General features: G+C 60.3%; 24 protein-coding genes and 1 riboswitch. Of the genes, 13 read left to right on the top strand and 11 right to left on the bottom strand.

What is annotated here, in order from left to right:
* Positions 1 to 288: 288 nt before the first annotated feature.
* Positions 289 to 522, bottom strand: coding sequence for a hypothetical protein (locus IB241_RS06420; protein WP_192297658.1), 234 nt, complete (start codon positions 520 to 522; stop codon positions 289 to 291).
* Positions 523 to 716: 194 nt separating this feature from the next.
* Here IB241_RS06420 and IB241_RS06415 point away from each other — a divergent pair, with 194 nt between their 5' ends.
* Entirely contained in the window at positions 717 to 1,304 is a 588-nt protein-coding gene (locus IB241_RS06415; RefSeq protein WP_192297657.1) for a YajG family lipoprotein, read from the top strand.
* A 54-nt stretch (positions 1,305 to 1,358) separates the two neighbouring features.
* Here IB241_RS06415 and IB241_RS06410 read toward each other — a convergent pair whose 3' ends face one another.
* Positions 1,359 to 1,568, bottom strand: a complete 210-nt coding sequence (locus IB241_RS06410; RefSeq protein WP_192297656.1) for a hypothetical protein — start codon at positions 1,566 to 1,568, stop codon at positions 1,359 to 1,361.
* A 184-nt stretch (positions 1,569 to 1,752) separates the two neighbouring features.
* Between IB241_RS06410 and IB241_RS06405 the strand changes: the two genes are divergently transcribed.
* Positions 1,753 to 2,010 carry a hypothetical protein gene (locus tag IB241_RS06405; protein ID WP_192297655.1) on the top strand — a complete coding sequence of 86 codons (258 nt, stop codon included), beginning with the start codon at positions 1,753 to 1,755 and terminating at the stop codon, positions 2,008 to 2,010.
* Between the two features lie 130 nt (positions 2,011 to 2,140).
* Here IB241_RS06405 and IB241_RS06400 read toward each other — a convergent pair whose 3' ends face one another.
* Positions 2,141 to 3,304, bottom strand: a complete 1,164-nt coding sequence (locus IB241_RS06400; RefSeq protein ID WP_192297654.1) for a 1-acyl-sn-glycerol-3-phosphate acyltransferase — start codon at positions 3,302 to 3,304, stop codon at positions 2,141 to 2,143.
* Positions 3,305 to 3,436: 132 nt separating this feature from the next.
* Between IB241_RS06400 and IB241_RS06395 the strand changes: the two genes are divergently transcribed.
* The 4 genes from IB241_RS06395 (at position 3,437) to IB241_RS06380 (ending at position 5,471) form a co-directional block, all read left to right on the top strand.
* Positions 3,437 to 3,616, top strand: coding sequence for a CPXCG motif-containing cysteine-rich protein (locus tag IB241_RS06395; RefSeq protein ID WP_192297653.1), 180 nt, complete (start codon positions 3,437 to 3,439; stop codon positions 3,614 to 3,616).
* Between the two features lie 11 nt (positions 3,617 to 3,627).
* Positions 3,628 to 3,888: a putative signal transducing protein gene (locus tag IB241_RS06390; protein WP_192297652.1), complete on the top strand. Its 261-nt coding sequence runs from the start codon at positions 3,628 to 3,630 to the stop codon at positions 3,886 to 3,888.
* A 36-nt stretch (positions 3,889 to 3,924) separates the two neighbouring features.
* Positions 3,925 to 4,545 (top strand): SOS response-associated peptidase, encoded by a 621-nt coding sequence (locus IB241_RS06385; protein WP_192297651.1) that lies wholly within the window; start codon positions 3,925 to 3,927, stop codon positions 4,543 to 4,545.
* Between the two features lie 107 nt (positions 4,546 to 4,652).
* Complete coding sequence (locus IB241_RS06380) at positions 4,653 to 5,471, top strand: M48 family metallopeptidase (protein WP_192297650.1); 819 nt, start codon at positions 4,653 to 4,655, stop codon at positions 5,469 to 5,471.
* Positions 5,472 to 5,625: 154 nt separating this feature from the next.
* Here the strand turns inward: IB241_RS06380 and IB241_RS06375 are convergent, their stop codons facing one another.
* The 4 genes from IB241_RS06375 to IB241_RS06360 form a co-directional block, all read right to left on the bottom strand.
* Positions 5,626 to 7,350, bottom strand: a complete 1,725-nt coding sequence (locus IB241_RS06375; protein ID WP_192297649.1) for a M91 family zinc metallopeptidase — start codon at positions 7,348 to 7,350, stop codon at positions 5,626 to 5,628.
* Between the two features lie 250 nt (positions 7,351 to 7,600).
* Positions 7,601 to 8,185, bottom strand: coding sequence for a TMEM165/GDT1 family protein (locus tag IB241_RS06370; RefSeq protein ID WP_016974259.1), 585 nt, complete (start codon positions 8,183 to 8,185; stop codon positions 7,601 to 7,603).
* An 89-nt stretch (positions 8,186 to 8,274) separates the two neighbouring features.
* Positions 8,275 to 8,394, bottom strand: a riboswitch (yybP-ykoY riboswitch).
* 51 nt (positions 8,395 to 8,445) lie between these two features.
* Positions 8,446 to 9,444: a class I SAM-dependent methyltransferase gene (locus IB241_RS06365; protein WP_192297648.1), complete on the bottom strand. Its 999-nt coding sequence runs from the start codon at positions 9,442 to 9,444 to the stop codon at positions 8,446 to 8,448.
* 30 nt (positions 9,445 to 9,474) lie between these two features.
* Positions 9,475 to 10,440, bottom strand: a complete 966-nt coding sequence (locus tag IB241_RS06360) for a 2-hydroxyacid dehydrogenase (RefSeq protein ID WP_192297646.1) — start codon at positions 10,438 to 10,440, stop codon at positions 9,475 to 9,477.
* Between the two features lie 86 nt (positions 10,441 to 10,526).
* Between IB241_RS06360 and IB241_RS06355 the strand changes: the two genes are divergently transcribed.
* The 7 genes from IB241_RS06355 (at position 10,527) to IB241_RS06325 (ending at position 21,447) form a co-directional block, all read left to right on the top strand.
* Complete coding sequence (locus IB241_RS06355; protein ID WP_192297644.1) at positions 10,527 to 11,159, top strand: LysE family translocator; 633 nt, start codon at positions 10,527 to 10,529, stop codon at positions 11,157 to 11,159.
* 258 nt (positions 11,160 to 11,417) lie between these two features.
* Positions 11,418 to 13,100: a fatty acid--CoA ligase gene (locus IB241_RS06350; RefSeq protein WP_192297642.1), complete on the top strand. Its 1,683-nt coding sequence runs from the start codon at positions 11,418 to 11,420 to the stop codon at positions 13,098 to 13,100.
* 331 nt (positions 13,101 to 13,431) lie between these two features.
* On the top strand, positions 13,432 to 15,372 hold the full coding sequence (locus tag IB241_RS06345) for a DUF1302 domain-containing protein (protein WP_192297640.1): 1,941 nt from the start codon (positions 13,432 to 13,434) through the stop codon (positions 15,370 to 15,372).
* A 28-nt stretch (positions 15,373 to 15,400) separates the two neighbouring features.
* Positions 15,401 to 16,765 (top strand): DUF1329 domain-containing protein, encoded by a 1,365-nt coding sequence (locus IB241_RS06340; protein ID WP_192297638.1) that lies wholly within the window; start codon positions 15,401 to 15,403, stop codon positions 16,763 to 16,765.
* A 224-nt stretch (positions 16,766 to 16,989) separates the two neighbouring features.
* Positions 16,990 to 19,719: a LuxR C-terminal-related transcriptional regulator gene (locus tag IB241_RS06335; RefSeq protein WP_192297636.1), complete on the top strand. Its 2,730-nt coding sequence runs from the start codon at positions 16,990 to 16,992 to the stop codon at positions 19,717 to 19,719.
* An 88-nt stretch (positions 19,720 to 19,807) separates the two neighbouring features.
* Positions 19,808 to 20,452 carry an MBL fold metallo-hydrolase gene (locus IB241_RS06330; RefSeq protein WP_192297635.1) on the top strand — a complete coding sequence of 215 codons (645 nt, stop codon included), beginning with the start codon at positions 19,808 to 19,810 and terminating at the stop codon, positions 20,450 to 20,452.
* Positions 20,453 to 20,673: 221 nt separating this feature from the next.
* On the top strand, positions 20,674 to 21,447 hold the full coding sequence (locus IB241_RS06325; protein WP_192297633.1) for an OmpA family protein: 774 nt from the start codon (positions 20,674 to 20,676) through the stop codon (positions 21,445 to 21,447).
* Positions 21,448 to 21,517: 70 nt separating this feature from the next.
* Here the strand turns inward: IB241_RS06325 and IB241_RS06320 are convergent, their stop codons facing one another.
* The 4 genes from IB241_RS06320 to IB241_RS06305 all read right to left on the bottom strand — a co-directional run bounded on the left by IB241_RS06320 (position 21,518) and on the right by IB241_RS06305 (position 24,964).
* Entirely contained in the window at positions 21,518 to 22,099 is a 582-nt protein-coding gene (locus IB241_RS06320; RefSeq protein ID WP_192297631.1) for a BON domain-containing protein, read from the bottom strand.
* The gene (locus IB241_RS06315; protein WP_007904374.1) at positions 22,096 to 22,689 is read right to left on the bottom strand and encodes a phosphoheptose isomerase; all 594 of its coding nucleotides are present in this window, start codon (positions 22,687 to 22,689) and stop codon (positions 22,096 to 22,098) included. Before IB241_RS06315 ends, IB241_RS06320 begins: the two co-directional genes overlap by 4 nt.
* A gap of 92 nt (positions 22,690 to 22,781) precedes the next feature.
* Positions 22,782 to 23,153, bottom strand: a complete 372-nt coding sequence (locus IB241_RS06310) for a YraN family protein (protein ID WP_192297629.1) — start codon at positions 23,151 to 23,153, stop codon at positions 22,782 to 22,784.
* Entirely contained in the window at positions 23,153 to 24,964 is a 1,812-nt protein-coding gene (locus IB241_RS06305) for a penicillin-binding protein activator (protein ID WP_192297628.1), read from the bottom strand. The genes IB241_RS06310 and IB241_RS06305 overlap by 1 nt, the downstream gene beginning before the upstream one ends.
* Positions 24,965 to 25,053 lie beyond the last annotated feature (89 nt).

The following is a 25,053-nucleotide window of genomic DNA, read 5'->3' as shown; positions in this document are numbered from 1 at the left end:
TTGCTTGCCGACAGGCGGCAAAAACGGGCAAACAACTCAAGTGGCCGAGCGCAATGGCAGCTCTGGCAGATTCGATATAAAGAGGGGGTGGTTTGCAACGAAAGCAGCAAGCACGCCAGCTCTATTCGATCTGTGTGGGCGGCTCTCTGTGGGCGATTGGGGGGTTAATACCGAGGCATTAACGATGTTGCGGGGCCCGATCAGGAGACGTCCTTATAATCGGGGGGAGATTGTAGCGAAGAACGCCAAGGAAATGGGCGTGTTTTATGACTTTTATTAGGTGTTCGGTCAGGCGGCCAACGGCTGGTGCCGGGGCGACTGCGCCGCACGCGGGCTGACGCGGGCCCGGGCTGGCAGCGGGCGGTGCATCCAGCTCAGGCGGATCTCGTCGATTTCCACCCAGCCATTGCCCACCGGCGGCTGGTCGCACTCCTTGAATGCCTGGCAGCGGCCTTGTGCATCGAGCAGGGCAAACTGGCGAAGGGCGGGCTTGCGCACGAACAATGACCAGAGAAAATTCATGGTGATCAACCTCCTGGGATTGAGGCCAAGCTTGCCTGCGGGGGATGACGAGCGGATGTATCGGCTGTGACATATCGGTGACAGCGAACCGCCGCCGCCCTTGCGGGTCTCAGGTTGTAACTGATGCTAGTTCCGGGCAGTGGCGCACCGCTATACTGCCGGCCTGTCGGTACTTGATTTCTGGAGAGAAGCGCATGTTGCAACGCCTGTTGTTCGGTTTGATCACTGTGACCAGCTTGACCCTGGTTGGCTGCGCCAACAGCCCGCAACAACTCAGCCCGCAACCGAAGCTCACCACGCAGCTGGCGCCAGTGGGCCACGGCCAGCCGGTGTCGGTGCGTGTGGTGGACGGCCGTCCGTCGCCAACCCTGGGGTCCCGCGGTGGCTTGTACCCGGAGACTGCGCTGATTTCGGTCACCGGCCAGGACGTGCTGCCCAAGCTGCAAGCCCAGGCTGAAGCGGCCGTGCGCCTGCTAGGCTTCACGCCGAGCCCCAACGCGCCGGGCGCCCCGCAACTGACCATCACCCTGGCCGAGCTGAAATATCAGTCGCCCAAGGAAGGCCTGTACGTGACCGAAGCCTCCATCGGCGCGACGTTCAAGTCCGACGTCACCGCCGGCACCCGTCGCTACAGCGGCCGCTACGGCGCATCGTTGAACCAGCGTTTCGGTATGTCGCCGAACCAGGAAACCAACACCAAGCTGGTCAGCGACGTGTTGAGCGATGCCTTGACCCGCCTGTTCAAGGACCCAAGCATCGGTTCGTTGCTCAGTTCGCAATAACCGATCCAAAAAACCGGGCCCAGTGATGGGCCCGGTTTTTTTACGCCTTGAGTTTCACGCGGCGGTGTCGATACAGAAGTCCAGCAGGCTCACGCCGGTCAACAAGTCCGCTTCCGGCAAGTCCGCATGCTGGTGCCCGCCGAGGGCGCAATACACCAGCCAATGACGATCCTGAACGTTGAATGCCAGGCCGCCGATCAGCGCCTCTTGTTCATCGCTTTGGGTGATCAGATACAGCCGATCCTGGTTGTTTGCGTGCAGCATGACAAGCTCCCGAACGTTCGAAGGGCAACAGAGTGGCTTGTTAAGGTGACGTTCAGGTGACGCTGTAAATTACTGGCTACATTAGCCGTCCATGCTGGGAATGAAACATGAGTGGCGCAAGATGCCACTGCGTCCGGATAGGTATCCGAACTGATACCCAGGCACTGTTTTCCCGAGGTTTGCGATGGCGCTGCCCGCTCTATTGATCAATGTTGTTGCCTTGGCGGTGGCGCTCCCGGGTTCGGCGCTGCTGGCCATTACCCGCCTGCGCGAGCAACGCGCCATGGCCGACCTGACCGCACAAGGCGAAGATCGCGCTATCGACCAGCCGATGTTGTTTTTGGATGTACGCACCGAACGGGCGCATCGAGTGGCTTACCGCATAGGGTTCGCCTGCCTGGGCGTGGCGCTGGCTATTTCCTGGCTCAGCACCCACCTCTAAAACACACTACAAAACAAATGTGGGAGCGGGCTTGCTCGCGAATGCGGTGGGTCAGTAACAAATCTAGTGACTGACACTTCGCTTTCGCGAGCAAGCCCGCTCCCACACAAGCCCGCTCCCACATTTTCGTCTAGAGCGGGATGCCAGCCTTGACCCGGTACTGGTTGCGCACCGGCGTGGCGTACTGCACCACCAGGAACGGCCGATGTTCAGCCGGGCATTCGTGCAAGCGTCGCTCCCACTCGGCCTTCGCCTTCGCCAGCTCATCGGCCGGGAATACCTCGGCGGCCGTCGGCACCTGCAACTGCGGATCAGCCTCGCTCCACTGCGCGTACGCCAGGTAGTGCACCGGGAACAACCGATAACCGCCGAGAATCTGCCGGTCCATTTCCATGGCCAGCACCTTGGTGTCTTCGAACCGCTCGGTGATCGGCGGCGCGAAGTTCACGTGCACCCGGCCCTTGTAGCCGGTGATGCCCAGGGCAATGCTCACGTCATCTTCGCCCGGTGCCTTGCTGTAGGTGCCGGTGGTGGCGCGGATGTACAGCTCGCGGGCCTTGGCTGAATCGCACGGGTCGTATTCGTAGCTGATGGACACCGGCGTCAGGTTCAGCGACTGGATCACCTCGGCAAACGGCTCATCCTTGCGGCTGACATGGAACATCTTGAGGATCGCCGACTCGGTGCGATCATCCCCGTCCTTGGCACGGCCCTCGGCCTGGGCGATCCAGATCGACTCGCCGTCATTGCGGATCGAATGGTTGATGTAGGCCGACAGCAGGTTGAACGCCGCCATCTTCTCCTTTCGCCCACTGATCGAGCGGTGCACGATAAAGCTCTTGTTCAGGCGCATCAGGTCGCTGACAAACGGCTTTTGCAGCAGGTTGTCGCCGATGGCGATACGTGGCGTCGGCAGGCCGGCGTGGTATACGGCGTAGTTGACGAAGGCCGGGTCCATCACGATGTCGCGATGGTTGGCGAGGAACAGGTAGGCGGTGCCGGACTTGAGCTGCTCGACGCCGGTGTAGGTCACGCCGTCGGTCGCGCGGTCGATGGTATGGTCGACGTAGTACTCGACTTTGTCTTGCAGCGTGGCCACGGTGGTGACGCCGGCAAATTCACGGCGCAGCTTGCGGGCGATCATCGGCTTGAGCAGCCAGCCCAGGGCGCCGGCAAAGCGCGGGAAACGGAAGTGGGTCAGGATGTCCAGAAAGGCCTTGTCACTGAACAGCCGGTCCAGCACTGCCGGGACTTCGCTGTCGTTGTAAGGTCGGATGGTATCGAATTGGCCCATCATGCTCTCTTGTTAGAAACGGCTAGGGTAAGTAGAGGAAATACCAGGGTACGGTCCGGGTAATGGGCCCGGCCGAAAATAACCCTGTAAATAGACCGGCGATTATACGCACAAGTCACCTTGGAGGCCGCGATGGAAGAAGAGTCGTACGAATGTCCTTATTGTGGGGAGCTGGTCACGGCACTGCTGGACCTGTCCGGGGGCGATCAGGAATATATAGAAGACTGCCCGGTGTGCTGCCGGCCGATCATTTTTGACCTGCAAGTGCACGGCGGCGAATGGATGCTGAACGTGCGCGGTGAAAACGAATAACAGGTGGGTCCATGCAGCGAATCTACGAGCCGGAAAACCTGATGGAAGGCGAGTTGTTGCAACAGATGCTCGCCAGCGAGGGCATCGAGGCGCATCTGGTCGGTCGGCATTTGCTCGGCGGCACGGGCGAGCTGCCGATCTTCGGCCTGCTGGGCCTGGAAGTGGATAACGACCAGGCCGCCAATGCCCGTGCGCTGATCACCGCCTATATCGGTGCGCAGCCCGTGGCGGGCGATGAACCCGACAGCTTCCCCGACGTGTTGGTCTGTTAGGCTGTCGGTCGGTTTACCCAAGAGTCGTGTTGCCCCATGTGTGGACGTTATGCCCTGTTTCGCTGGAATCCCTCCTTTGCTGCCTTGCCGGGCTTTCCGGCCGATCAGCAGGCCCAGTGGAACATTTCTCCGAATGACTCGGTGCTGATCCAGCGCGCCGACGCCGGCCAGCGCACCCTGGCCCGTGCCCGTTGGGGGTTGACGCCGCCGTGGCTGACTGACCTTTCGCGTACCCCCGCCCACGCCCGCGCCGAGACCCTTGCCGAACAGCCGATGTTTCGCGAGGCATTTCGCCAGCGCCGCTGCCTGCTGCCGGCCAATGGGTTCTACGAATGGCGCGGAACCCAACGCAAGCGCCCGTACTGGCTGACGCCGGGGGAGGGCTCTACGCTGTTTTTTGCGGCGATCTGGGAAGCGTACCCTGTGCAGGAGCAGGTGTGGCTGAGCACGGCAGTGGTCACCCAGGCCGCGCAAAGCCAGCGACGGCCGTTGATTCTGGATGCGGCAGGGCAGGAGGCGTGGCTCAATCCAGAGACGCCCTTGCACACGCTTCAGGCGTTGCTGGCCAGCGAGCCTGGCGCGTTGCGTGAGCGTGTGTTGGCCAATATGGTCAATGATCCGAAGCTGAACGGGCCGGAGTGTTTGACGCCCGGTTGAGCGGCATGTGAGATGTATCTGAAATTATCCGGCTACACGTCTGTTGTATCTGGCGCCAATACAAATGACCGCCTACGATACGCGCCATGTTTTCAGGGAGAGTGTTCATGAAGAAATCATTGGCAATAAACGTACTGGCAGCGGCGCTGTTGCTGGCTGGTTGCCAGTCGGTCAACACCACCAGCGGCGGCGCCGTCGGGGTTGAGCGCAAGCAATACATGTTCAGCATGCTGTCGAGTCAGGAAGTCGACCAGATGTATGCCCAGTCCTACCAGCAGACTTTGGGTGAAGCCAGCAGCAAGGGCCAGTTGGACAAGACCAGCACCAACGCCAAGCGCGTGCAGGCCATCGCCAACCGCTTGATCGCCCAGGCACCGACTTTCCGCCCCGATGCGGCGCAGTGGAAGTGGGAAGTGAACCTGATCAAGAGCGACGAGATGAACGCCAACTGCGGGCCTGGCGGCAAGATCTTTGTGTACAGCGCTTTGATCGACAACCTCAAGTTGACCGATGACGAACTGGCGGCGGTGATGGGTCATGAAATTGCCCACGCCTTGCGCGAGCACGGCCGCGAAGCCATGTCCAAGGCGTATGGCATCGAGATGGCGAAGCAGGGCGCAGGCGCGTTGTTCGGCCTGGGCCAGGACAGCCTGGCATTGGCCGATACCGTGGCCAACTACGGCATGACTTTGCCCAACAGCCGAGCCAATGAAAACGAGGCAGACTTGATCGGCCTGGAGCTGTCGGCTCGCGCCGGTTACAACCCAAATGCGGCGATCACGCTGTGGAACAAAATGGCCAAGGCTTCGGAAGGTGCGCCACCGGAGTTCATGAGCACTCACCCGGCGTCGGACAGCCGAATCGCCTCGTTGCAAGCGGCGATTCCAAAAGTGATGCCGTTGTATCAGCAGGCCAAGAAATCCTGATCTCCCAGTTCCTATAGCCCCCCAAATGTTGTGGGGGGCACCCCGTTAGCAAGGTGTCAGTTAATGAAGAAGGTACTGACACACTGCTATTGGGGGGCTCTGAAAAAGCGCCATCGTCTTTTGCGCCAGGCCATTTGTATGGTGCCTTGATGAGCTAGTCTCCGTATATTTGCCGCAGCGGCAACCCAAGCTCGTTGAGGAGCGCGTTTTCGTTGTAAGGCCAGGGATTGGTGTTGGTGGGCGGCGTTCGGGGATTGCGGTCAAAGTCAAAAATGCTCCATGCAGGGAGTCCTACCGCCTGGCGCTCATAATTCGACTCCCATTTAAAATCACGGCCATTCCAGACTATCGTTGACCCCGGCAGAATCGTGCCCTGCCCCCCGTTGACCGCATGGGAAAGTTCATGTTGAAGAATAACCAGTGGAGGCCGCTGGTGCCCGGGAGCAATGAATGTTCGGTCATACTCAACCGCTGGGTTTTGCGCCGGAATGCCTGCAACACCGTTTTTTATTACGCCAGGCGTGCGCGCCAAACCCTGTTCCTGCGGGGTCATGCGACGCCCGCCCGGGTCGTCGTAATAATAGAAACTACCTGATACGCCTTCTTTCAGGGTCACAGGTGCATTTAGCGAATCTATGATTTTCAGGGTTTCCTGCCCGGCCCGAGTGCTTCTCAGGGACTCCAGGTCATCATTTACGCGCTGAGTGAACGAAGGGCTACCCTTGATGTTAATGCCGCGCGCGCCGGCATCAGGGGAAGGTATTGTGTGCTCAAAGGACGACGACGGGTGGACGTAACTAAGGTCGTCGGCTCCGTCCCCAATGACATGATCATTTTGGGAGTTTGTCTGCACCCAGTCGTTACCTTTGCCTGGAATAATAGTGCTGCGGTCACCAGCGAAGATGTAGTCATCTCCGCGCCCTCCAAACAACACGTTATGACCCTTCCCACCATAAATTACGTCCCTGCCGTCTCCCCCGTCCACGTAGTTGATTTTCGTGTTCGGCCCTCCACCCGCACGTATTTCGTCACTGCCAGGCCCACCGTAAATCGTTGCATGTCCTGAGCCACCATTGATGAAATCATTGCCATCACCGCCTTCAGCGTAGCCTTCGCCACTTCCCAGATTGATGTTGTCGTTCCCGGGCCCTCCGAAGATTTTGGTCCTTCCAGATCCGGCGTACGCAGCATCATCGCCCCTTCCAAGGTCGATGTTGGCGTTATGATGGAGTCTTTGATCAATAACGACGGAATCGTTCCCATCGCCAGTATTGACATCAATGGTCTGTTGATTCTGCGTGTTCGCCCAAAAAGGAATCTCGTAAGACTGCCCGTTTACCTGCGCAACAACTCCGCCATTTTGCCCCCCGGAAACATAAACCGAATCATTTCCCTGGCCGGTTTCAATCGACAGCGTCTCGTGGAGTTTCTTTTCGCCCGGCGGAATCCCGGCGCTGTATTCAATGCGAACATTGCCGTCATAGAATCCGTTACTCAGGTCAACCTGGGTCGGCGCAGACGATGATTGAGGGCTGCCGTATTGAATAGATCCTGAGCGGCCTTGGCCCTGATAGGGCGTTTGTTCTGGGGTGGGGTCGGGCTGATAGCTGGAACCGCCGCCGCCACTTTGCCGAGAGTGACTGGGCATACCTCCCGCGCCGCTCTGGGGAATCGAGCTGACGCCGATCGAGCGCTGCTCCGATGTGGATGGTTCAGAGTTGTTGTACGTAAATGGCACATTCGCCATGTAAGGCGCAGCGTTCGCCGCTTGATAGGCAGGGTCGCTCGCACGGTTATAGGCGGCTTGCTCTTTATCATCCTCGCTTGATTTTGTTCGTTGCGCGGCGTTGGACGAAGAAACTGAAGATGACGTGTCCATCGGTACCTCTCATTGCATAGAAAGGGTCATGACACGTTTGTGGTATCCAGATCTGAATTGTTCCTTCAGATAATTCCGCAAAGGCTCGCGCACTGGCTTACCCCTGTGTGTATTGCCCAAAGACGCGCCGTGGAGAATCCTGCCCTGACCCACCGGCCAGGGCGCAAACAGCGCGCCGTTGCAGGTTATGAACTGAACGAGTTTGCGCAGAAAGCCTGAAGCCCTCCCTCATTGGACTGGTGTTGGAGTCTTAGATCCAGCCGCTGCTCTGCATGGCCTTGTACACCGCAACCACCGCCAGTACAAAAAACGCCGTAGCCGCCAATCGCCGAATCAAGGTCAGCGGCAGCTTCTCCGCCGCAAAATTTCCCGCCAGAACCACCGGCACGTTGGCAATCAGCATGCCCAGCGTCGTACCGATAATCACCAGCCACAACTCGGGATACTGTGCCGCCAGCATCACTGTGGCGATCTGGGTCTTGTCACCGATTTCAGCGAGGAAGAATGCGATCAGCGTGGTCAGGAACGGCCCGAACTTGCGGGTGGTGCTGGCTTCGTCGTCATCGAGTTTGTCCGGCACCAGGGTCCACAGCGCGGTGGCGCAGAAGCTCGCTGCGAGGATCCAGTGCAGCACCGCATCCGAGAAGAAGCTGCCAAACCACGCCCCCACGGCACCGGCGGCCGCATGGTTGGCCAGGGTCGCGGCGACGATGCCGGCGATGATCGGCCAGGGTTTGCGAAAGCGTGCGGCAAGGATGAGCGCGAGCAGTTGCGTCTTGTCGCCGATTTCGGCCAAGGCAACGATTGCGGTAGGAACGAGTAATGAATCCAGCATCAGGTAGGTTTCCAGGGGCGGGTCGACACGGCTATGACACGTACAGCCTTCCCGCCCCGGGTAAGGTGTGCGTGTCATAGGTCTTGTCAAACCCTGGTCCGTCTGTGCGGACACCTGGGTCGCATACGCCATGGCCTGTTGACCAAGTATGTTGACGTATGCCGGACGAGCATGGCGCTCGTGGGAGACTACTCCCCTAGGACGGAGCGGATTCTGCCTAGGCAGAATCCATTCGGCAAGCCTTCTTTTTCAAACGCCCGTCAGCCGCGCTTGGCGCGATAGATGCGGAAGCCATTGCCTTCGGCCTTGATTGCGCACACGCCCAGATGCTCTTCGATCAGTGGTTGGTACTTCAGGAAACTGTTGGCGACCAAGCGCAGTTCGCCGCCTTTTGCCAGGTGTTTCGCCGCTTTTCGCAGCAGGTTTTCCGTGGCGAAGTAATCGGTGTGTACACCGACATGAAACGGCGGATTGCTCAGAATCGTGTTCAAACCCATCGGCGCAGCGTCGATTCCGTCGCCCGTCAGCACCTCGGCTTCCAGACCGTTGGCAGCCAGGGTCAAGCGACTGCTGGCCGCAGCGAACGCATCGACATCAAGCATCGTCACCGCGTTGTGCGGGTAGCGACGCTTGACCGCAGCACCGAGCACGCCCGCGCCACAACCGAAATCCAGGAGGTGACCGCTCGGCAGTTTATCCAGATGCTCCAGCAGCAGTTCCGTACCGCGATCCAGGCGACCGTGGCTGAATACCCCCGGCAAACTCACGACCTTCAGCGGCCCTTCAGCCAGTGGCACTTCGAAAACCTGAGCCAGGCTTTCCAGTTCGATCGCTTGCGGTGCGTTTGTCACGGTGACTTGCCACAGCTGGCAGTGCCGCGCGTTATCCAGCTTGCGTGGTTTGCCAAAGGGGGTCATCTGCTTGGCGGCGCTTTCGACGCCGGCTTTTTTTTCCCCCACCAGGAACAGCTCCGCAGCGGGCAGACGAGCGGCCACGGCATTGAGCAGATAGTCGGTGAGATCCTTGGATTTGGGCAGGAAGATCACCGCCGCATCAAATGCCCGCTCGGGCACATTCACGCCGAACTGGCTGCGCTCGGGGAAACGTGCGTCGAGCGCCGCCTGGTCGCCGGCGTGCCAGCACCAGCCGTGGGCGTTGGGCAGGCGGCCCAGCAGATCATCGGCAGGCAAGCCGACGAGCAGCACGTTGCCGTGAAAAAGTTCGGCCTGACGAAGCAGTACTTCACTGCGCGGATCCATGGTCTGCTCCTTGAAAAGGGGCGCAGTTTATCAACTCACAACCCGCAGCGGGGCACCGCTGAAAAAGCCCCGGGCGTTTTCCGCCAGTTGGCCGACGATGCGCTGGCGTGCTTCGCGACTGCCCCAGGCATTGTGGGGCGTGACGATCAGTCGAGGGATGTCGCCGGCCAGCAGCGGATTGCCGTTGACCGGCGGCTCTACACTCAGCACATCGGTCGCCGCGCCGCCCAGATGGCCATTGCGCAGCGCATCGGCCAGGGCCTGTTCATTGATCAAGCCACCGCGCGCAGTGTTGACGATAAAGGCGCCGGGCTTGAGCAGCGCCAGTTCGCGGGCGCCGATAAAGTCGCGGGTGTGTTCGTTCAGCGGGCAGTGCAAGGTCAGGGCGTCGACCTGCATCAGCAATTCGTCCAGCGGCACGCGGTCGGCGCGGGCAGGGCGCCCGGGAATCGCGCCGAGCAGCACGCGCATGCCAAACGCTTCGGCCAGGCGCGCGACGGCGCTGCCCAATTCACCGTGGCCAAGCAGGCCGAGGGTTTTGCCTTCCAGCTCGACAATCGGGTGATCCAGCAGGCAGAACTGCTTGGCTTGCTGCCATTTGCCGGCGCTGACATCCCGCTGGTAATCGTTCAAGCGCGTCGCCAGGTTGAGCAACAGCATGATCGTGTGCTGTGCCACCGACGGCGTGCCGTAGCCCTGGCAATTGCTCACGGTGATGCCATGGGCGCGGGCGGCTTCGAGGTCGATGTTGTTGGTGCCGGTGGCCGACACCAGGATCAACTTGAGCTCGGGGCAAGCGGCCAAGGTTTCGGTGTTGAGCGCAATCTTGTTACTGATCGCCACTTGGGCGCCTTGCAGGCGTTCGATCACGTTCTGCGGCGTGGTCTGCTCGAACAGCTGCAGTTCGCTGAAGCTGTTTCGCAGCTCGCTGAGGTCGAGGTCTCCCAAATCCAGTGAGGGATGATCGAGGAAGACGGCGCGGCGATTGTTCGTCATCAACTGTACCTTTTGCGACAGGGTTCGAAGGCGTAATCTCCCGAGCCTATCAGATGAAATAATCAGTTACTTGAATTGGAGTGAGCATGTACGTCGCCGAGTTTTTGACCGTGGCACTGATTCACTTGTTGGCAGTGGCCAGCCCCGGCCCGGATTTCGCCGTGGTGGTACGGGAAAGTGTTACCCACGGCCGCCGCGCCGGGACCTGGACTGCGCTGGGCGTCGGCTCGGCGATTTTCCTGCACGTGGGCTACTCGCTACTCGGCATTGGCTTGATCGTGTCCCAGTCCATCGTGTTGTTCAACGCCCTGAAGTGGGCGGCGGCGGCCTACCTGTTGTACATCGGCTTCAAAGCCCTGCGCGCACAGCCGGCCAAGCCTGCGGCCGAGGGAGAATTGCACGCTGAAGTCGGCGAACGCACCGCGCGCGGGGCGTTCACTGCCGGCTTCGTGACCAATGGCCTGAACCCCAAGGCGACGTTGTTCTTCCTGTCACTGTTCACCGTAGTGATCAACCCGCACACGCCGTTGGCGATCCAGGCGGGTTATGGCTTGTACCTGGCAGTGGCCACGGCGGTGTGGTTCTGCCTGGTGGCCATGCTGTTTAGCCAACAGCGCGTGCGTGCAGGGTTTGCGCGGATGGGGCACTGGTTTGATCGGACGATGGGGGCGGTGTTGATTGCCATTGGGGTGAAGTTGGCGTTCACCAGCATGAAGTAAAACTTGAGCGGACGCATTTCAAGTGTGGGAGGGGCAGGCTCCCGATAGCATTGGGTCAGCCGGCTTATTTGTCGCTGACCCGCCGCAATCGGGGGTAAGCCCCCTCCCACGTTGAATCGGTGTGAAGTTGCATTGATGGCTCGGAGCCAGCACCTATAGGTTCCTGCAAATCATTCCTTTGGCTGATTTGGCTGAAACATAAGCGCTCTACAGTGCAGAACTTCCAGCCAAGACCGTGCAGTCATAAAAGGGATTCCTATGTTGCAGACCCGTGTTATCCCCCCCGCCGAAGGCGCCTACCAATATCCGCTGTTGATCAAGCGCCTGTTGATGTCCGGGACCCGTTACGAGAAAACCCGGGAAATCGTTTACCGTGACAAGTTGCGCTACACCTATCCGACCTTGATCGAGCGCGTCGCGCGCCTGGCCAATGTGTTGACCGAAGCCGGGGTAAAGGCCGGTGACACCGTGGCGGTGATGGACTGGGACAGCCATCGCTACCTGGAGTGCATGTTTGCCATCCCGATGATTGGCGCGGTGATCCACACCATCAACGTGCGTCTGTCGCCGGAACAGATTCTCTACACCATGAATCACGCCGAGGACCGCTTTGTGCTGGTCAACAGTGAATTCGTGGGGCTTTACCAAGCCATCGCCGGGCAATTGACGACGGTCGACAAGACCTTGCTGCTCACCGACGGTGAATCGAAAACCGCCGAGCTGCCAGACCTCGTGGGCGAGTACGAAACCCTGTTGGCCGCCGCCAGCCCGAAATACGACTTCCAGGATTTCGACGAAAATTCCGTCGCGACCACCTTCTACACCACCGGCACCACCGGCAACCCCAAGGGCGTGTACTTCACCCATCGCCAACTGGTGCTGCACACCATCGGTGTGGCGACCATCATGGGCAGCGTCGACAGCGTGCGCCTGTTGGGCACCAACGATGTGTACATGCCGATCACGCCGATGTTCCACGTTCATGCGTGGGGCCTGCCGTATGTGGCGACCATGCTGGGCCTCAAGCAGGTCTATCCCGGCCGCTACGATCCGGAGTTCCTGGTGGAGTTGTGGCGCAAGGAGAAAGTCACTTTTTCCCATTGCGTACCAACCATCCTGCAAATGCTGCTCAACGCCAAGGCTGCACAGGGCGTGGATTTTGGCGGCTGGAAAATCGTCATCGGCGGTAGCGCGCTCAACCGTACGCTGTACGAAGCTGCCAAGGCTCGTGGGATTCAACTGACGGCGGCGTACGGCATGTCCGAGACCGGGCCGTTGGTATCGTGTGCCCACCTCAACGAAGAACTGATGGCCGGCAGCGAGGACGAACGCACCACCTACCGCATCAAGGCCGGCGTGCCCGGGCCGTTGGTGGACGCGGCGATCATCGACAGCGAAGGCAACTTCCTGCCTGCCGACGGCGAGTCCCAAGGCGAGCTGGTGCTGCGTGCGCCATGGCTGACCGAAGGCTATTACAACGAGCCGCAGAAGGGCGCCGAGCTGTGGGAAGGCGGCTGGATGCACACCGGTGACGTGGCCACGCTGGATGCGTTTGGGGTGATCGATATTCGTGATCGCATCAAGGACGTGATCAAGACCGGCGGCGAATGGGTCTCCTCCCTGGCCCTCGAAGATCTGGTCAGCCGTCACCCGGCGGTACGCGAAGTAGCGGTGGTGGGCATCGCCGATCCGCAGTGGGGTGAGCGTCCGTTTGCCTTGCTGGTGGTGCGTGATGGCCATGTGATTGGGGCCCGTGAGCTCAAGGAGCACCTCAAGCCGTTCGTGGAGTTGGGCCATCTGAGCAAGTGGGCGATTCCGAGTCAGATCGCCGTTGTTACGGAAATTCCCAAGACCAGCGTCGGCAAGCTCGACAAGAAACGTATCCGCATCGACATCATTGAATGGCAGGCCAACAACAGCACGTTCCTGTCCACCCTCTGACGCCCCTCGCCGTGCCCGCCCGGGCACGGCAATGCTCTATCTTGCGCCTCTACTTGTGATTTGCCGATTTTCAGCCATCCTTGCCGCGTCGGCCTTCGCCGACATGGCGAAAGGGTCGTGGCAGACGGGTCGGTGATGCAAATCACACTTTAGAGGGATCAAGCACTACCCCCTGCTGGCTATAGTCCCTTCCAGAGTTTTTCAAGGATGTTCCGCTTTGGGCCATGGGGGCTCAGTTGCCGAGCGGCATTGGAATCGTTGTATTCCGGCCGTTACACGCATCACAGAATGAACTCTCTGCCATAACAATAATGCACATGGAGTAGCGTCGATGACCTCAGTAAACCAGTTCTGGCGCCGGGCAAGACTGCCCCTGGCCGTCAGTCTCGCCTCTACGCTCGCCGGGCCCGCATTCGGCGTCAGTTTCAATATCGGTGAAGTCGAAGGGAGTTTTGACTCGTCTCTTTCCGTGGGGGCCAGTTGGTCGACGGAAAAGGCCAACAAGAACTTGATCGGTTCCAACAACGGTGGGCACGGTCTCTCGCAGACCTCTGACGATGGGCACCTGAACTTCAAGCGTGGTGAGACGTTCTCGAAGATCTTCAAGGGCATCCATGACCTGGAACTGAAGTACGGCGATACCGGTGTGTTCGTGCGTGGCAAGTACTGGTACGACTTTGAACTCAAGGATGAAAGTCGTCCGTTCAAGGACATCAGCGACAGCAATCGCAAAGAGGGCGCCAAATCCTCCGGCGCGCAGATCCTCGACGCCTTCATCTACCACAACTACAACATTGCCGATTTGCCGGGCTCGGTGCGTTTCGGCAAGCAGGTGGTCAGCTGGGGTGAAAGTACCTTCATTGGGGGTGGTATCAACTCCATCAACCCGATCGACGTGTCTGCGTTCCGTCGTCCGGGCGCCGAGATCAAGGAAGGCCTGATCCCGGTCAACATGTTTTATCTGTCGCAAAGCGTAACGGACAACCTGTCCGTAGATGGTTTCTACCAGTTGGAGTGGGACCAGACCGTTGTCGACAACTGCGGGACATTCTTCTCGCAGCCAGATGTGATCGCCGACGGTTGCGACAATAACCTTGCGGTACTGCGAACCCGTCAAGGCTTGTCCAACGCCTTGCCGGCGCCGTTCCGGAATGCGGCGTTCGGTGCGCTGGCGGCCCAGGGTGTGAACTTCGGCTCGCCGGATGAGGGCGCCATTGTTCGCCGTGGTCCTGACCGTGATGCGCGCGACAGCGGCCAGTTTGGTTTCGCCGCCCACTACATGTTCGAGCCGCTGGATACCGAGTTCGGCGCTTACTTCATGAACTACCACAGCCGGGCACCAATCTTCAGCGGACGAGGGGCGGCGGCGAGCAAGTACAGCCCTGCGAACCTGGTTGGGTCATTGATGGGCCAAGGGTTGACCTTGGGACAAGCCAGCGCGATCGCGCCATCGCTGTTGCCGTTCGTGGTTGCCGGCAACTCGAGTTACTACGTCGAATACCCTGAGGACATCCGCCTGTACGGCCTCAGCTTCTCTACGACGTTGCCTACCGGCACCGCGTGGAGTGGTGAAATCAGCTACCGTCCGAATGCACCGGTGCAGTTGAACACTACGGATATTCTGTATTCCGGGCTGACGCCTTTGGCCGCGGTCAACCCGGCAGCGGCCAACTACTCGGTGCTGCAAGGCAAGGCGGACCAGGACCAACCTGGCTATCGCCGTAAGGAAATCACCCAGCTGCAAACCACGTTCACTCACTTTTTCGATCAGGTGATGGGGGCTGAGCGACTGACGGTTGTCGGTGAAGTTGGCTTCACTCACGTCGGTGGCCTGGAAAAAAACTCCAAGGCCCGTTACGGCCGCGATCCTAGCTACGGCCCTGGCCCACTGCCAAATGGTACGTGCCAGACCTTGAACGCTGGCACCCTGACTGGCGCAGCGCAGAACAACCTGTCGCGCTACTGCGAAAACGACGGCTTCACCACCGCCAACTCCTGGGGTTATCGCGCCCGCGCCATCTGGGATTACAACAGCGTCTTTGCAGGGATCAACCTCAAGCCTAGCGTCGCCTGGTCCCATGATGTGAGCGGCTATTCCCCTGGCCCAGGTGGCAACTTCGAAGAAGGCCGCAAGGCCGTCAGCCTTGGCCTGGACGCGGAATACCAGAACACCTACACCGCAGGCCTGTCGTACACCAACTTCTTTGATGGCAAGTACACCACGGTGGACGACCGGGATTTTGTTGCGCTCAGCTTCGGCATGAACTTCTAAGCGACCGTATTTCAGGAAGAACCAGAACATGAAAATAACTAAAAGTCTGTTGCACGTGGGTGTGCTTGGGCTGTCGATCCTGGCGAGCAACGTCATGGCGGCAGTCTCGGCGGATGAAGCCGCCAAGCTGGGCACGAGCCTGACCCCGATGGGCGCCGAAATGGCCGGTAACGCGGCGGGCACCATTCCCAAGTGGTCGCCATTGCCGACCAACGCCGGCGCTGTAGATGCCCGTGGTTTCCTGGCCAACCCTTACGCCAGTGAGCAACCGCAATTCACCATCACCGCGCAGAACGTCGAACAGTACAAAGACAAGCTGGCACCGGGCCAATACGCAATGTTCAAGCGTTACCCGGACAGCTTCAATATGCCGGTCTACCCGACCCACCGCGGTGCCACGGTGCCAGCTGAGGTGTTCGCCTCCATCAAGAAGAACGCCACCACCACCAACCTGGTGTCTGGCGGCAACGGCCTGGAGAACTTCGAAACCGCCGTGCCGTTCCCGATCCCGAAAAGCGGTGTGGAAGTGATCTGGAACCACATCACCCGCTATCGTGGTGGCAGTGTGACGCGCCTGGTCACCCAGGCCACACCGCAAACCAACGGTTCGTTCAGCCTGGTGTACTTCAAGGACCAGTTCGTTTTCCGCGACAAGATGAAGGACTTCGACCCGAAAAACCCGGGCAACGTGCTGTTCTACTTCAAGCAGGAAGTGACTGCCCCGGCACGTCTGGCCGGTGGTGTGCTGCTGGTGCATGAAACCCTGGACCAGGTGAAGGAACCGCGTTCGGCGTGGGTCTACAACGCCGGCCAGCGCCGTGTGCGCCGGGCGCCGCAAGTGTCCTATGACGGCCCGGGTACTGCTGCCGATGGCCTGCGTACCTCAGACAACCTCGACATGTACAACGGTGCACCGGACCGCTACGACTGGAAGCTGGAAGGCAAGAAGGAAATCTACATCGCCTCCAACAGCTACAAGCTCGACGATCCGAAGCTCAAGTACGCCGACATCATCAAGGCCGGCCACATCAACCAGGACTTGGCCCGCTATGAGCTGCGCCGCGTCTGGCACGTGGTCGCGACCTTGAAGGAAGGCCAGCGCCACATCTACGCCAAGCGTGACTTCTTCATTGACGAAGATACCTGGCAAGCGGCGGTGATTGATCACTACGACGGTCGCGGCCAACTGTGGCGCGTCGCCGAGGCCCACGCCGAGAACTACTACGACAAGCAAGTGCCGTGGTATGCCGTGGAAACCCTCTACGACCTGCAGTCGGGTCGCTACCTGGCGCTGGGTATGAAGAACGAAGAGAAGCAGGCGTATAACTTCGGCTTCACCGCTACTACCAGCGACTTCACCCCGGCGGCGTTGCGTCAGGACGGTGTTCGCTAAGCCCTAGCGATTGCCCATGTGGGAGGGGGCTTACCCCCGATGGCGGCAGGCCAGTCAATTCATCGGTTGACTGACCCGCCTCTATCGGGAGCAAGCCCCCTCTCACATTTTTTGTCTCAGTTCTTTTTCAGGCAAATGTTGCAAAGATCTACAATCCCGCCGCTTTTACCGCTAGTCTGCGGACATCTGCAATGCCGACAACAGCCTTCTACAAGAGCCCGGCGATGACTGATCTGTCCCGAATCCAAGGGCCTGCCAGTGCGGTAATCCCGACCCTGGAAGGTCGCTTCTACAGGCCACCCCTGCCTGACGGCTACGTGCTGCGACCGCGGCTGTGCGAACGGCTGACTGCCGGGCTGGACGGGCGACTGTTGCTGGTCAGCGCACCCGCCGGGTTTGGCAAGAGTTCGTTGGCAGTGGAGTTCTGCCAGAGCCTGCCGGCCCACTGGCAAAGCCTGTGGCTGGGCTTGAGCCCACGGGACAGCGACCCCGGACGTTTCCTCGAGCGCCTGCTCGACGGTTTGCAGCAGTACTTCCCGCAACTCGGCGCCCAATCCCTGGGGCTGCTGAAAATGCGCCAGCGTCACCAACCCTTTGCGTTTGAAGAATGGCTGGACGGCTTGCTCGACGAACTGACGGTGCATCTATCCACCCGCGCACCGCTATTGCTGGTACTGGATGACTACCATTTGGCCCAGGGGCCGGTGCTCGACCGTTGCCTGCAGTTTTTCCTCAACCATTTGCCTGATGGCTTGGTGGTATTGGTCACCAGTCGCCAGCGCCCGGACTGGCATCTGGCGCGTCTGCGCCTGTCACGGCACCTGCTGGAACTGCATGAGCAAGACCTGCGCCTGACCCATGCCGAGTCCCTTGCCGTACTGGATCGTCATAGCAGCTCATTGCGCGGTGAAGCTCTCGACAACCTGATCCGCCGCAGTGAGGGGTGGGTCGCCGGCCTGCGCTTCTGGTTGCTGGCCGCTTCCGAAGCGGGCAATGAAGGCGCGTTGCCGCAAAACCTGCATGGCGGCGAAGGGCTGATCCGCGATTATTTGCTGGAGGAGGTGATCGACTGCCTGCCGGCCGATGTGCAGGCCTTCTTGTTTGACACCGCCCCCATGGAACGTTTTTGCAGCGAGCTGTGCGACGCCGTACGCGAAGCCCACGACAGCGCGGAGAACCTGCGTTACCTGCAAGCCCATCAAGTGTTCCTGGTGCCACTGGATGATCAGGGCCACTGGTATCGCTACCACCATTTGTTCTCCGATTTGTTGCGGTCCCGGCGCGAAAGCAGCAACGTCTTGCCGACGGCCAGCCTGCACCTGCGCGCGTGCCGCTGGTTCAATGCCCAGGGTTTGATCGATGAAGCGGTGGAGCAGGCGTTGCGCGCCGGCCATCTGGATGTGGCCGCCAATCTGGTGCAGAACCTTTCGGAGGAGCAACTGCTGGCCGAGCAAAATGTCGGCATGTTGCTGCGCTGGAAGATGGACTTGCCGGATAGCCTGCTGATCAGCACGCCACGCCTGATCGTGCTGTATAGCTGGGCCCTGGGCCTGGCCTGCCAATTGGATGCCGCGGAGGAATTATCCGGCTACCTCAGCCGCTTTCTGCCGGCGCCTTCCGCCACCGCGCAAAAGTCGATGCTGGCCCAGTGGTTGGCGCTCAGTGGCGTCATCGCGCGCGGGCGGGGCAATCGTGAATTGACCCAGCGCTATTGCAGTGAAGCGTTGGAAAGTCTGCCGCAGCGACGCTACGGCCAGCGCTTGATGTGCCTGTCGACACTCTCCAACCTGGCCATCGTCGACGCCGATTTGTGGCGTGCCCGTGGCTTGAACCGTGAGTCCCTGGAGTTGGCGCAACGTGTCGGCAACCCGCTATTTGAAGCCTTGGCCCACTATGACCGCGCACGCGTCCTACAGGCCCGGGGCGAGATTCTGCGTTCGTTGGATGAAGTGCGTCAGGGCCTGCAACGCTTGCATGGCTTGGCGCCCGAGCGGTTGTACGCAGTGCGTGCGCGCCTGTCGCTCTATGAGGGCTACCTGTTGTTGGTGCGCTACCAGCCCGATGCGGGGATTGACCGTTTGCGCGCAGGGCTGGTGGAGGCTCGCGCCTGCCGCGATATAAGCGTGTTGATCGGGCACTGCGTGATCGCCAGCTTTGAGGGGCGGCGCAATGATTTCTCCAAGGCGTTTGCCGAACTGGCCGAGGCCGAGCGCTTGATGCATATCTGGGACGTGCCGCCGATTTACTACCTGGCGATGATCACCCTGATCAAGTGCGAACTCTGGCTGGCCCAGGGCCGCACCGACCTGGCGGATGCGTGGTTGAACCGCTTGGGGCAAACCTACAATGGCGAGCACGCCGCGGCCGCACCGGAATTTCATCCACACCTGCCGCAACATATCGGCCTGCAGCAGGCCGCGCTGGAGGCCACGCGTCATCAACCCGCTGCCGCTCTGCAACGTCTCGAAGAACTGGCGCAGCAAGCCCGGAACAGCGGACGCCAGATGATTGCGCTGATGGCCCTGACCCAGTTGGCGCAATTGCTACTGGACGGTGGTCACGAAGCCAAGGCCCGTGTGGTTGTGGCCCAGGCCCTGGAGGCGGGCGCAGGTGGCGCGCTGCAGCCGTTCCAGCGCTTACTGGAAAACCACCCCGATTGGATGCGCGAACAGTTGGGCCAGGACGCCCATGGCTTGCTGAACCAGAGCCTGCTGGCGCTGTTGCCGGCGATTGTGGTGGTGGAGGCCGCACCCCTGCAGGAAACCCTCAGTGCACGGGAGCTGGCGGTGCTGCAACTGATCGCCGAAGGCTGCTCGAACCAGGAGATCAGCAATCGGCTGTTTATCTCGTTGCACACGGTCAAGACCCACGCGAGCCATATCAACAGCAAGCTGGGGGTGGAGCGCCGCACGCAGGCGGTGGCGCGGGCGCAGGAGTTGCGATTGATTGGTTAGCGAGTGACCGCCAGTCTGTTTTAATAGTGCAATTGTTCTGGCGATATTCGCCCGAAAGCGACATTCCGTTTGCACTAGAGGACCGCCCATGGACACCGCCAAGCCGACACTCATCCGCGAAACCTTTCCCGTCGGCCCCCTGCAATGCAACTGCACCATCATCGGCGATCCCATCAGCAAGAAAGCCATCGTGGTCGATCCGGGCGGCAACCATGAGTTGATCCTCGCGCGCCTGGATGCGCTGGGTCTCAAGGTGGTGAGCATCATCCACACCCATGCTCACCTTGATCACTTCCTGGCGTCCGGCCAGTTGAAGGAGAAGACCGGTGCCACCTTGCACCTGCACAAGGAAGATCAGTTCCTGTGGGACAACCTTGAGATGCAGTGTCAGATGTTTCGCGTGCCCTACACTCCAGTGCCGGCTCCGGATCGCTGGCTGGAACATGACGAAGAGTTGGCCTGCGGTTGCGGTGTGGCGTTGCATACGCCAGGGCACACGCCGGGTTCGATGAGCTTCTGGTTTGCCGATGCCAAGTTGCTGATTGCCGGCGATACGCTGTTTCGGCGTGGCGTGGGACGTACGGACTTGTGGGGTGGGGACCAGGCGACCATCGTGCGCTCGATCAAGCAGCGCCTGTATACCCTGGATGAGGGCGCAACGGTGGTGGCAGGGCACGGGCCGGATACCCGGCTGGGGGATGAGATGCGGGAGAACCCGTTTGTACGGGCTTAGGAGGGGCGGGCTGTTCTATAACCGATAACCGTTGTAGCAAAAACTCAGGTCGCGTTCAGCGTAGGTCTGCTACGGTTTCTATAGCAGTCTTGGTTCCGAATCTTTTGTTACTGGTCGGCGCGCGGCCACGGAATTTTTGCTGTTTGTCGCGTTCCAAACTCGGCACAGGTCCATTGCCAATGTCCTTTGCACCATAGAATGCAAAAGTAGGAGCCTCCTTCATGTTCACTTCGCGTCGTCTGCTTGTTGTCGCCACCGTCGTAGCCCTGTTGTCGGGCTGCGCTACGCCTAACCCTTACGACGGCAGCAGCCAAGGACAGGCCAGCAATGATTCCGGCGGTATGAGCAAGACCGCCAAGTACGGTGGCCTGGGTGCCCTGGCCGGTGCATTGGCCGGTGCGGCCATCGACCACAACAACCGCGGCAAGGGTGCGCTGATCGGTGCGGTGGTTGCCGGTGCCGGTGCTGCGGGCTATGGCTACTACGCCGACCAGCAAGAGAAGAAGCTGCGCGAAAGCATGGCCAATACCGGGGTCGAAGTGCAGCGCCAGGGTGACCAGATCAAGCTGATCATGCCGGGCAACATTACATTCGCCACCAACTCGGACGCGATCTCCAGCAGCTTCTACCAGCCGCTGAACAACCTGGCCAACTCCCTCAAGCAGTTCAATCAGAATACCATCCAGATCGTCGGCTACACCGACAGCACCGGCAGCCGCCAGTTGAATATGGACCTGTCCCAGCGTCGTGCGCAGAGCGTGGCCAACTACCTGACTTCCCAGGGTGTGAGTTCGGCCAACCTGAGTGTACGTGGCGCCGGTCCGGATAACCCGATTGCCAGCAACGCCGATGTCAACGGCCGTGCCCAGAACCGTCGAGTAGAGGTCAACCTTGGCCCGATCCCAGGTCAGCAATATGGCCAGCCGGGCGCCCAGCAACAAGCGCCACAACAGAACAACCAGTTCCAGGGCAACCCGTACTCGCAGTACCAGTAACACACAGGACCACAAAAAAGGGCGCCGTGCAGTCAATGCACGGCGCCCTTTTTTGTGGCTGACGGTTGGATCAGTCGATGTATTCGAACACTTTCACGATCTTCTGCACACCGGACACACCCTGCACCAGGTTGGCTGCACGGGTGGCTTCGGCCTGGGTCAGCAGGCCCATCAGGTAGACGATGCCGTTGTCGGTGACGACCTTGATGCGCGAGCCAGGAATCGCGTTATCGGTCAGCATCTGTGCCTTGATCTTGGTGGTCAGCAGCGCGTCATTGCTGATGGCCAGCAGGGTGATCGGGTCCATGACCTGCAGTTCGTTGTGCACCTTCTTCACGCGCTGCACCGCTGAGGCGGCCTGTTCAGCCTGGGCCTTGAGGTCGGCACGCGGAGTCTGGCCGGCCAGCAGGACCACACCGTTGAAGCTGGTGACGACGATGCGCGACGCACCGTTGCCCAGGTCGGTAGCGGCCTTGGCAACGTTGACCTCAACCTTGGTTTCGATCAACGAGTCGTCGATCTTGCTACCGAAGGTGCGGGTGCCCTTGTCATCCTGGATCGGGGTGTCACGTGTTGCAGTGATTGCCGTGCTGCAGCCGCTGATAGCGATGCACAGCGTGATGGCCAATAGGCTGAGGCGGTTAACGGTCATTCTTCACTCCCAAACAATTGGCTGTCGATCAGATCGCATAGGCAGTGGATCGCCAGCAGGTGGACTTCCTGGATACGTGCGGTGACATTGGCTGGAACGCGGATCTCCACGTCCTCCGGCAACAATAGCGAAGCCATGCCGCCGCCATCGCGCCCGGTCAATGCTACGACAATCATTTCGCGATCATGTGCGGCCTGGATCGCTTGAATAATGTTTGCCGAGTTGCCGCTGGTGGAAATCGCCAGCAGCACATCGCCAGGTTGGCCCAGGGCGCGGATCTGCTTGGAGAAGATTTCGTTGTAGCTGTAGTCGTTGGCAATCGAGGTGATTGTCGACGAATCGGTGGTCAGGGCGATGGCCGGCAAGCTCGGACGCTCGCGTTCGAAGCGGTTGAGCAGTTCGGACGAGAAATGCTGGGCATCGCCGGCCGAACCGCCGTTGCCGCACGAAAGCATTTTGCCCTCGTTGAGCAACGCGTTGACCATGACCTGACTGGCTTGCTCGATGTGCGGTGCAAGTACGTCCATCGCCTGTTGCTTGGTGTCGATGCTGGCCTGGAAAAGCTGGCGAATTCGGGATTGCATGTCCATCTGTGTGACCTTAAGTAGCGCGGCTGTTTGGCACAGGAATGTGCAGCCCGCAAAGCAAAGAGCAAAAGTGTGTGGTGAAGATGTCCGGCGAATCAGCTGTCGAAGGCATCTTTGAGCCAGTTCAGATCAGCCTGACCAGACGGTGTGCATTCAATGGCAACCACATCGAAACGGCAGGGGGCGTCGGCCCAGCGATGCTCTTTCTGCAGGAAAAACTGCGCGGCGAGTATCAGCTTCTGACGCTTGCGCCCGTCGATACTGGCGAGCGCGCCACCCCATTGTGCGTGTTTTCTGTAGCGGACTTCGACGAATACTACTGTATCGCCGTCAAGCATGACCAGATCAAGCTCACCGCGTTTACACAACCAGTTCTGCGCCAGAAGGCGCAGACCCTGCTGTTGCAAGTGTTTCAGAGCTTGCAGTTCGGCGTCCTTGCCGCTTTGTGCGCTGGACCGCTTGGGCATCAGCGCGGGGTGTCGGGCAGGCGCTGGATGTCGCCGCCAACAAACTTGGCCCATGGCATCTGGCGATCAACACGCTGGCTGGCACTGATGCCCAGGTTGCCAGAGAGACCGTCAATACGAGTGTCCGGCAGTGCCTTGAGTTGGCCCAGGCGTGGCGCCAGGCGGTAGGCGTCAACGCCCATCGCGTACAGACGGCCCAGGCTACCATTGGCTTGCGGCCACTGCGCAGCCACCTGATTGCGCAGCGGGTCGGTGCTGTTGAGCAACCAAGGGGTTTCGCAGAACATCACGTTGGTCATGTCCAGGTACTGGTTCTTGTCACCGCTGGCGCTGAATACGTGGGAGGTCGCATACACCGGTACATCACCGGCGTACTGGAAGTTCAGGGTCGGCTTGATCTGCTGGGCCAACTGCGGGGGCACGGCCAGGAAGATGAACTCGATGTCCTGACGGCGCGAAGGTTGCGCCGCTACGTCAGTGCCGACCGTGTTTTGCAGGCTCTTGGCGCGGCCTTCGCTTTTGCGCAGTTGGAACAGGTCGGCGATTTGCTGGGCGAGGGCGACCGGCTGGTCGACGTATTCCACGCCGACAACGGTACCGCCGTTGGCTTCCCAATCCTGGCGGAAGGCCTTGTAGACACGCTCACCCCATTCACCACGCGGCACCATGGCGGCCGCACGATGCAAGCCGTCAGCGCGAGCACGACGCGAGACTTCACGGGCTTCATCTTCAGCGGCCAGGCCGAACTGGAACAGTTGCGCCGGGTTCTGGTCGGCCTCGCTGTAGTTCAGTGCCAGCGTGGTGATCGGCAGTTGCGGGCGTGCGCTCAGCTGTTTGACCAGCGGTTTTTCCAGCGGGCCGACCACCAGTTGCACGCCGGCAGCCTGGGCCTTGGCGTAGAAGTCGTCGATGGAGGTCAGGCGCGAGCTGTCAAAGAACTCGATGACCGGCGGCTTCTGCCCGGCCTGCTGAGCCTGGTAGTGCGCCGCCATGAAACCTTCACGCAGCGCTTTGCCGACGGAGGCCAGCGGGCCTTCCTGCGGCAGCAACAGGGCGATCTTGTTCAGGGGCTGGCTGGCCAGTTCCTTGAGCTTGGTCAGTGGCAACGGCAGTTGTACGGCTGCCGGGTGGCTTGGGTTCTGCGCGCGCCAGGTGTCGATGGCGGCTTGTTGTTGCTCCAGGGTGCCGGCGCCTTTGACCGCTTGGGCCAGGGTGATCCAGCCGTCGAGCGTTGGGTTGCCGCTGGCTTGCAGTTGGTCTGCAGGCACTGCGGCAATCAAGGTCCAGATGGCTTCGTGGTTGTTTTTGGCTGCATCACCGCTGAGCAGTGGGGCCATGGCCACGCGTTCGCGGGCGGCGGCCAGCGTCTGGCCATCGGCTTCATAGGCGCGGGCGTGCACGCTGCCGGTGCGCAGCTGTTGTTCGGGCGGCAGGTCCTTCAGGTTTTGCAGGCTTGGGTGGCTCAGGGCGGTCAACGCCGCCTTGGGCTGGTTGCGCGCCATGGCCAGTTCGGCAGCCAGGGTGCTGGCAAATACTTGCGCGGCTGGTTTCAGGACGTCCAGGGGCACCTGCGCAAGAATCTGCGACGAGCGGCCTGGATTGTTTTGGTGGTAAGCCATGTCTGCCGCACTCAGGCGCAGCAAAGCGGCCTTTTCTGGCGTCTTGGCGGAGGTGGCCTGTTCGAGCAGTTGCTCGATACTGGCGTCCGGGGTCCGTGGGAGGTCGCCAAGGCTGGACGAGGGCGAGCTGGCGCAAGCGGCCAACAGGGCAGCGAGGCAGAGGGCGGAGAGCAGCCGCAGGCAAGCGATCATGTAAGTGTTCCTGATACCGATCAAATTAGCGTGGAATTGTACCCAAGCACTGGCCCAGGCGCGATGTTACTGGCGTGAAACCGTCGAAT

This window comes from Pseudomonas sp. PDM05 (genome assembly GCF_014851685.1).
Classification (GTDB): domain Bacteria; phylum Pseudomonadota; class Gammaproteobacteria; order Pseudomonadales; family Pseudomonadaceae; genus Aquipseudomonas.
This window is presented reverse-complemented; position numbering and strand designations above follow the sequence as displayed.

Excerpts from the sequence above, each read along its gene's own strand:
- IB241_RS06380 (WP_192297650.1), top strand. The coding sequence starts at position 4,653 with ATGAAGAAATCATTGGCAATAAACGTACTGGCAGCGGCGCTGTTGCTG.
- IB241_RS06390 (WP_192297652.1), top strand. The coding sequence starts at position 3,628 with ATGCAGCGAATCTACGAGCCGGAAAACCTGATGGAAGGCGAGTTGTTG.
- IB241_RS06310 (WP_192297629.1), bottom strand. The coding sequence starts at position 23,153 with ATGCCCAAGCGGTCCAGCGCACAAAGCGGCAAGGACGCCGAACTGCAA.
- IB241_RS06405 (WP_192297655.1), top strand. The coding sequence starts at position 1,753 with ATGGCGCTGCCCGCTCTATTGATCAATGTTGTTGCCTTGGCGGTGGCG.
- IB241_RS06360 (WP_192297646.1), bottom strand. The coding sequence starts at position 10,440 with ATGACGAACAATCGCCGCGCCGTCTTCCTCGATCATCCCTCACTGGAT.
- IB241_RS06400 (WP_192297654.1), bottom strand. The coding sequence starts at position 3,304 with ATGGGCCAATTCGATACCATCCGACCTTACAACGACAGCGAAGTCCCG.
- IB241_RS06420 (WP_192297658.1), bottom strand. The coding sequence starts at position 522 with ATGAATTTTCTCTGGTCATTGTTCGTGCGCAAGCCCGCCCTTCGCCAG.
- IB241_RS06330 (WP_192297635.1), top strand. The coding sequence starts at position 19,808 with ATGGACACCGCCAAGCCGACACTCATCCGCGAAACCTTTCCCGTCGGC.
- IB241_RS06340 (WP_192297638.1), top strand. The coding sequence starts at position 15,401 with ATGAAAATAACTAAAAGTCTGTTGCACGTGGGTGTGCTTGGGCTGTCG.
- IB241_RS06395 (WP_192297653.1), top strand. The coding sequence starts at position 3,437 with ATGGAAGAAGAGTCGTACGAATGTCCTTATTGTGGGGAGCTGGTCACG.
- IB241_RS06325 (WP_192297633.1), top strand. The coding sequence starts at position 20,674 with ATGTTCACTTCGCGTCGTCTGCTTGTTGTCGCCACCGTCGTAGCCCTG.
- IB241_RS06320 (WP_192297631.1), bottom strand. The coding sequence starts at position 22,099 with ATGACCGTTAACCGCCTCAGCCTATTGGCCATCACGCTGTGCATCGCT.
- IB241_RS06335 (WP_192297636.1), top strand. The coding sequence starts at position 16,990 with ATGACTGATCTGTCCCGAATCCAAGGGCCTGCCAGTGCGGTAATCCCG.
- IB241_RS06415 (WP_192297657.1), top strand. The coding sequence starts at position 717 with ATGTTGCAACGCCTGTTGTTCGGTTTGATCACTGTGACCAGCTTGACC.
- IB241_RS06370 (WP_016974259.1), bottom strand. The coding sequence starts at position 8,185 with ATGCTGGATTCATTACTCGTTCCTACCGCAATCGTTGCCTTGGCCGAA.
- IB241_RS06305 (WP_192297628.1), bottom strand. The coding sequence starts at position 24,964 with ATGATCGCTTGCCTGCGGCTGCTCTCCGCCCTCTGCCTCGCTGCCCTG.
- IB241_RS06375 (WP_192297649.1), bottom strand. The coding sequence starts at position 7,350 with ATGGACACGTCATCTTCAGTTTCTTCGTCCAACGCCGCGCAACGAACA.
- IB241_RS06365 (WP_192297648.1), bottom strand. The coding sequence starts at position 9,444 with ATGGATCCGCGCAGTGAAGTACTGCTTCGTCAGGCCGAACTTTTTCAC.
- IB241_RS06385 (WP_192297651.1), top strand. The coding sequence starts at position 3,925 with ATGTGTGGACGTTATGCCCTGTTTCGCTGGAATCCCTCCTTTGCTGCC.
- IB241_RS06315 (WP_007904374.1), bottom strand. The coding sequence starts at position 22,689 with ATGGACATGCAATCCCGAATTCGCCAGCTTTTCCAGGCCAGCATCGAC.
- IB241_RS06345 (WP_192297640.1), top strand. The coding sequence starts at position 13,432 with ATGACCTCAGTAAACCAGTTCTGGCGCCGGGCAAGACTGCCCCTGGCC.
- IB241_RS06410 (WP_192297656.1), bottom strand. The coding sequence starts at position 1,568 with ATGCTGCACGCAAACAACCAGGATCGGCTGTATCTGATCACCCAAAGC.
- IB241_RS06350 (WP_192297642.1), top strand. The coding sequence starts at position 11,418 with ATGTTGCAGACCCGTGTTATCCCCCCCGCCGAAGGCGCCTACCAATAT.
- IB241_RS06355 (WP_192297644.1), top strand. The coding sequence starts at position 10,527 with ATGTACGTCGCCGAGTTTTTGACCGTGGCACTGATTCACTTGTTGGCA.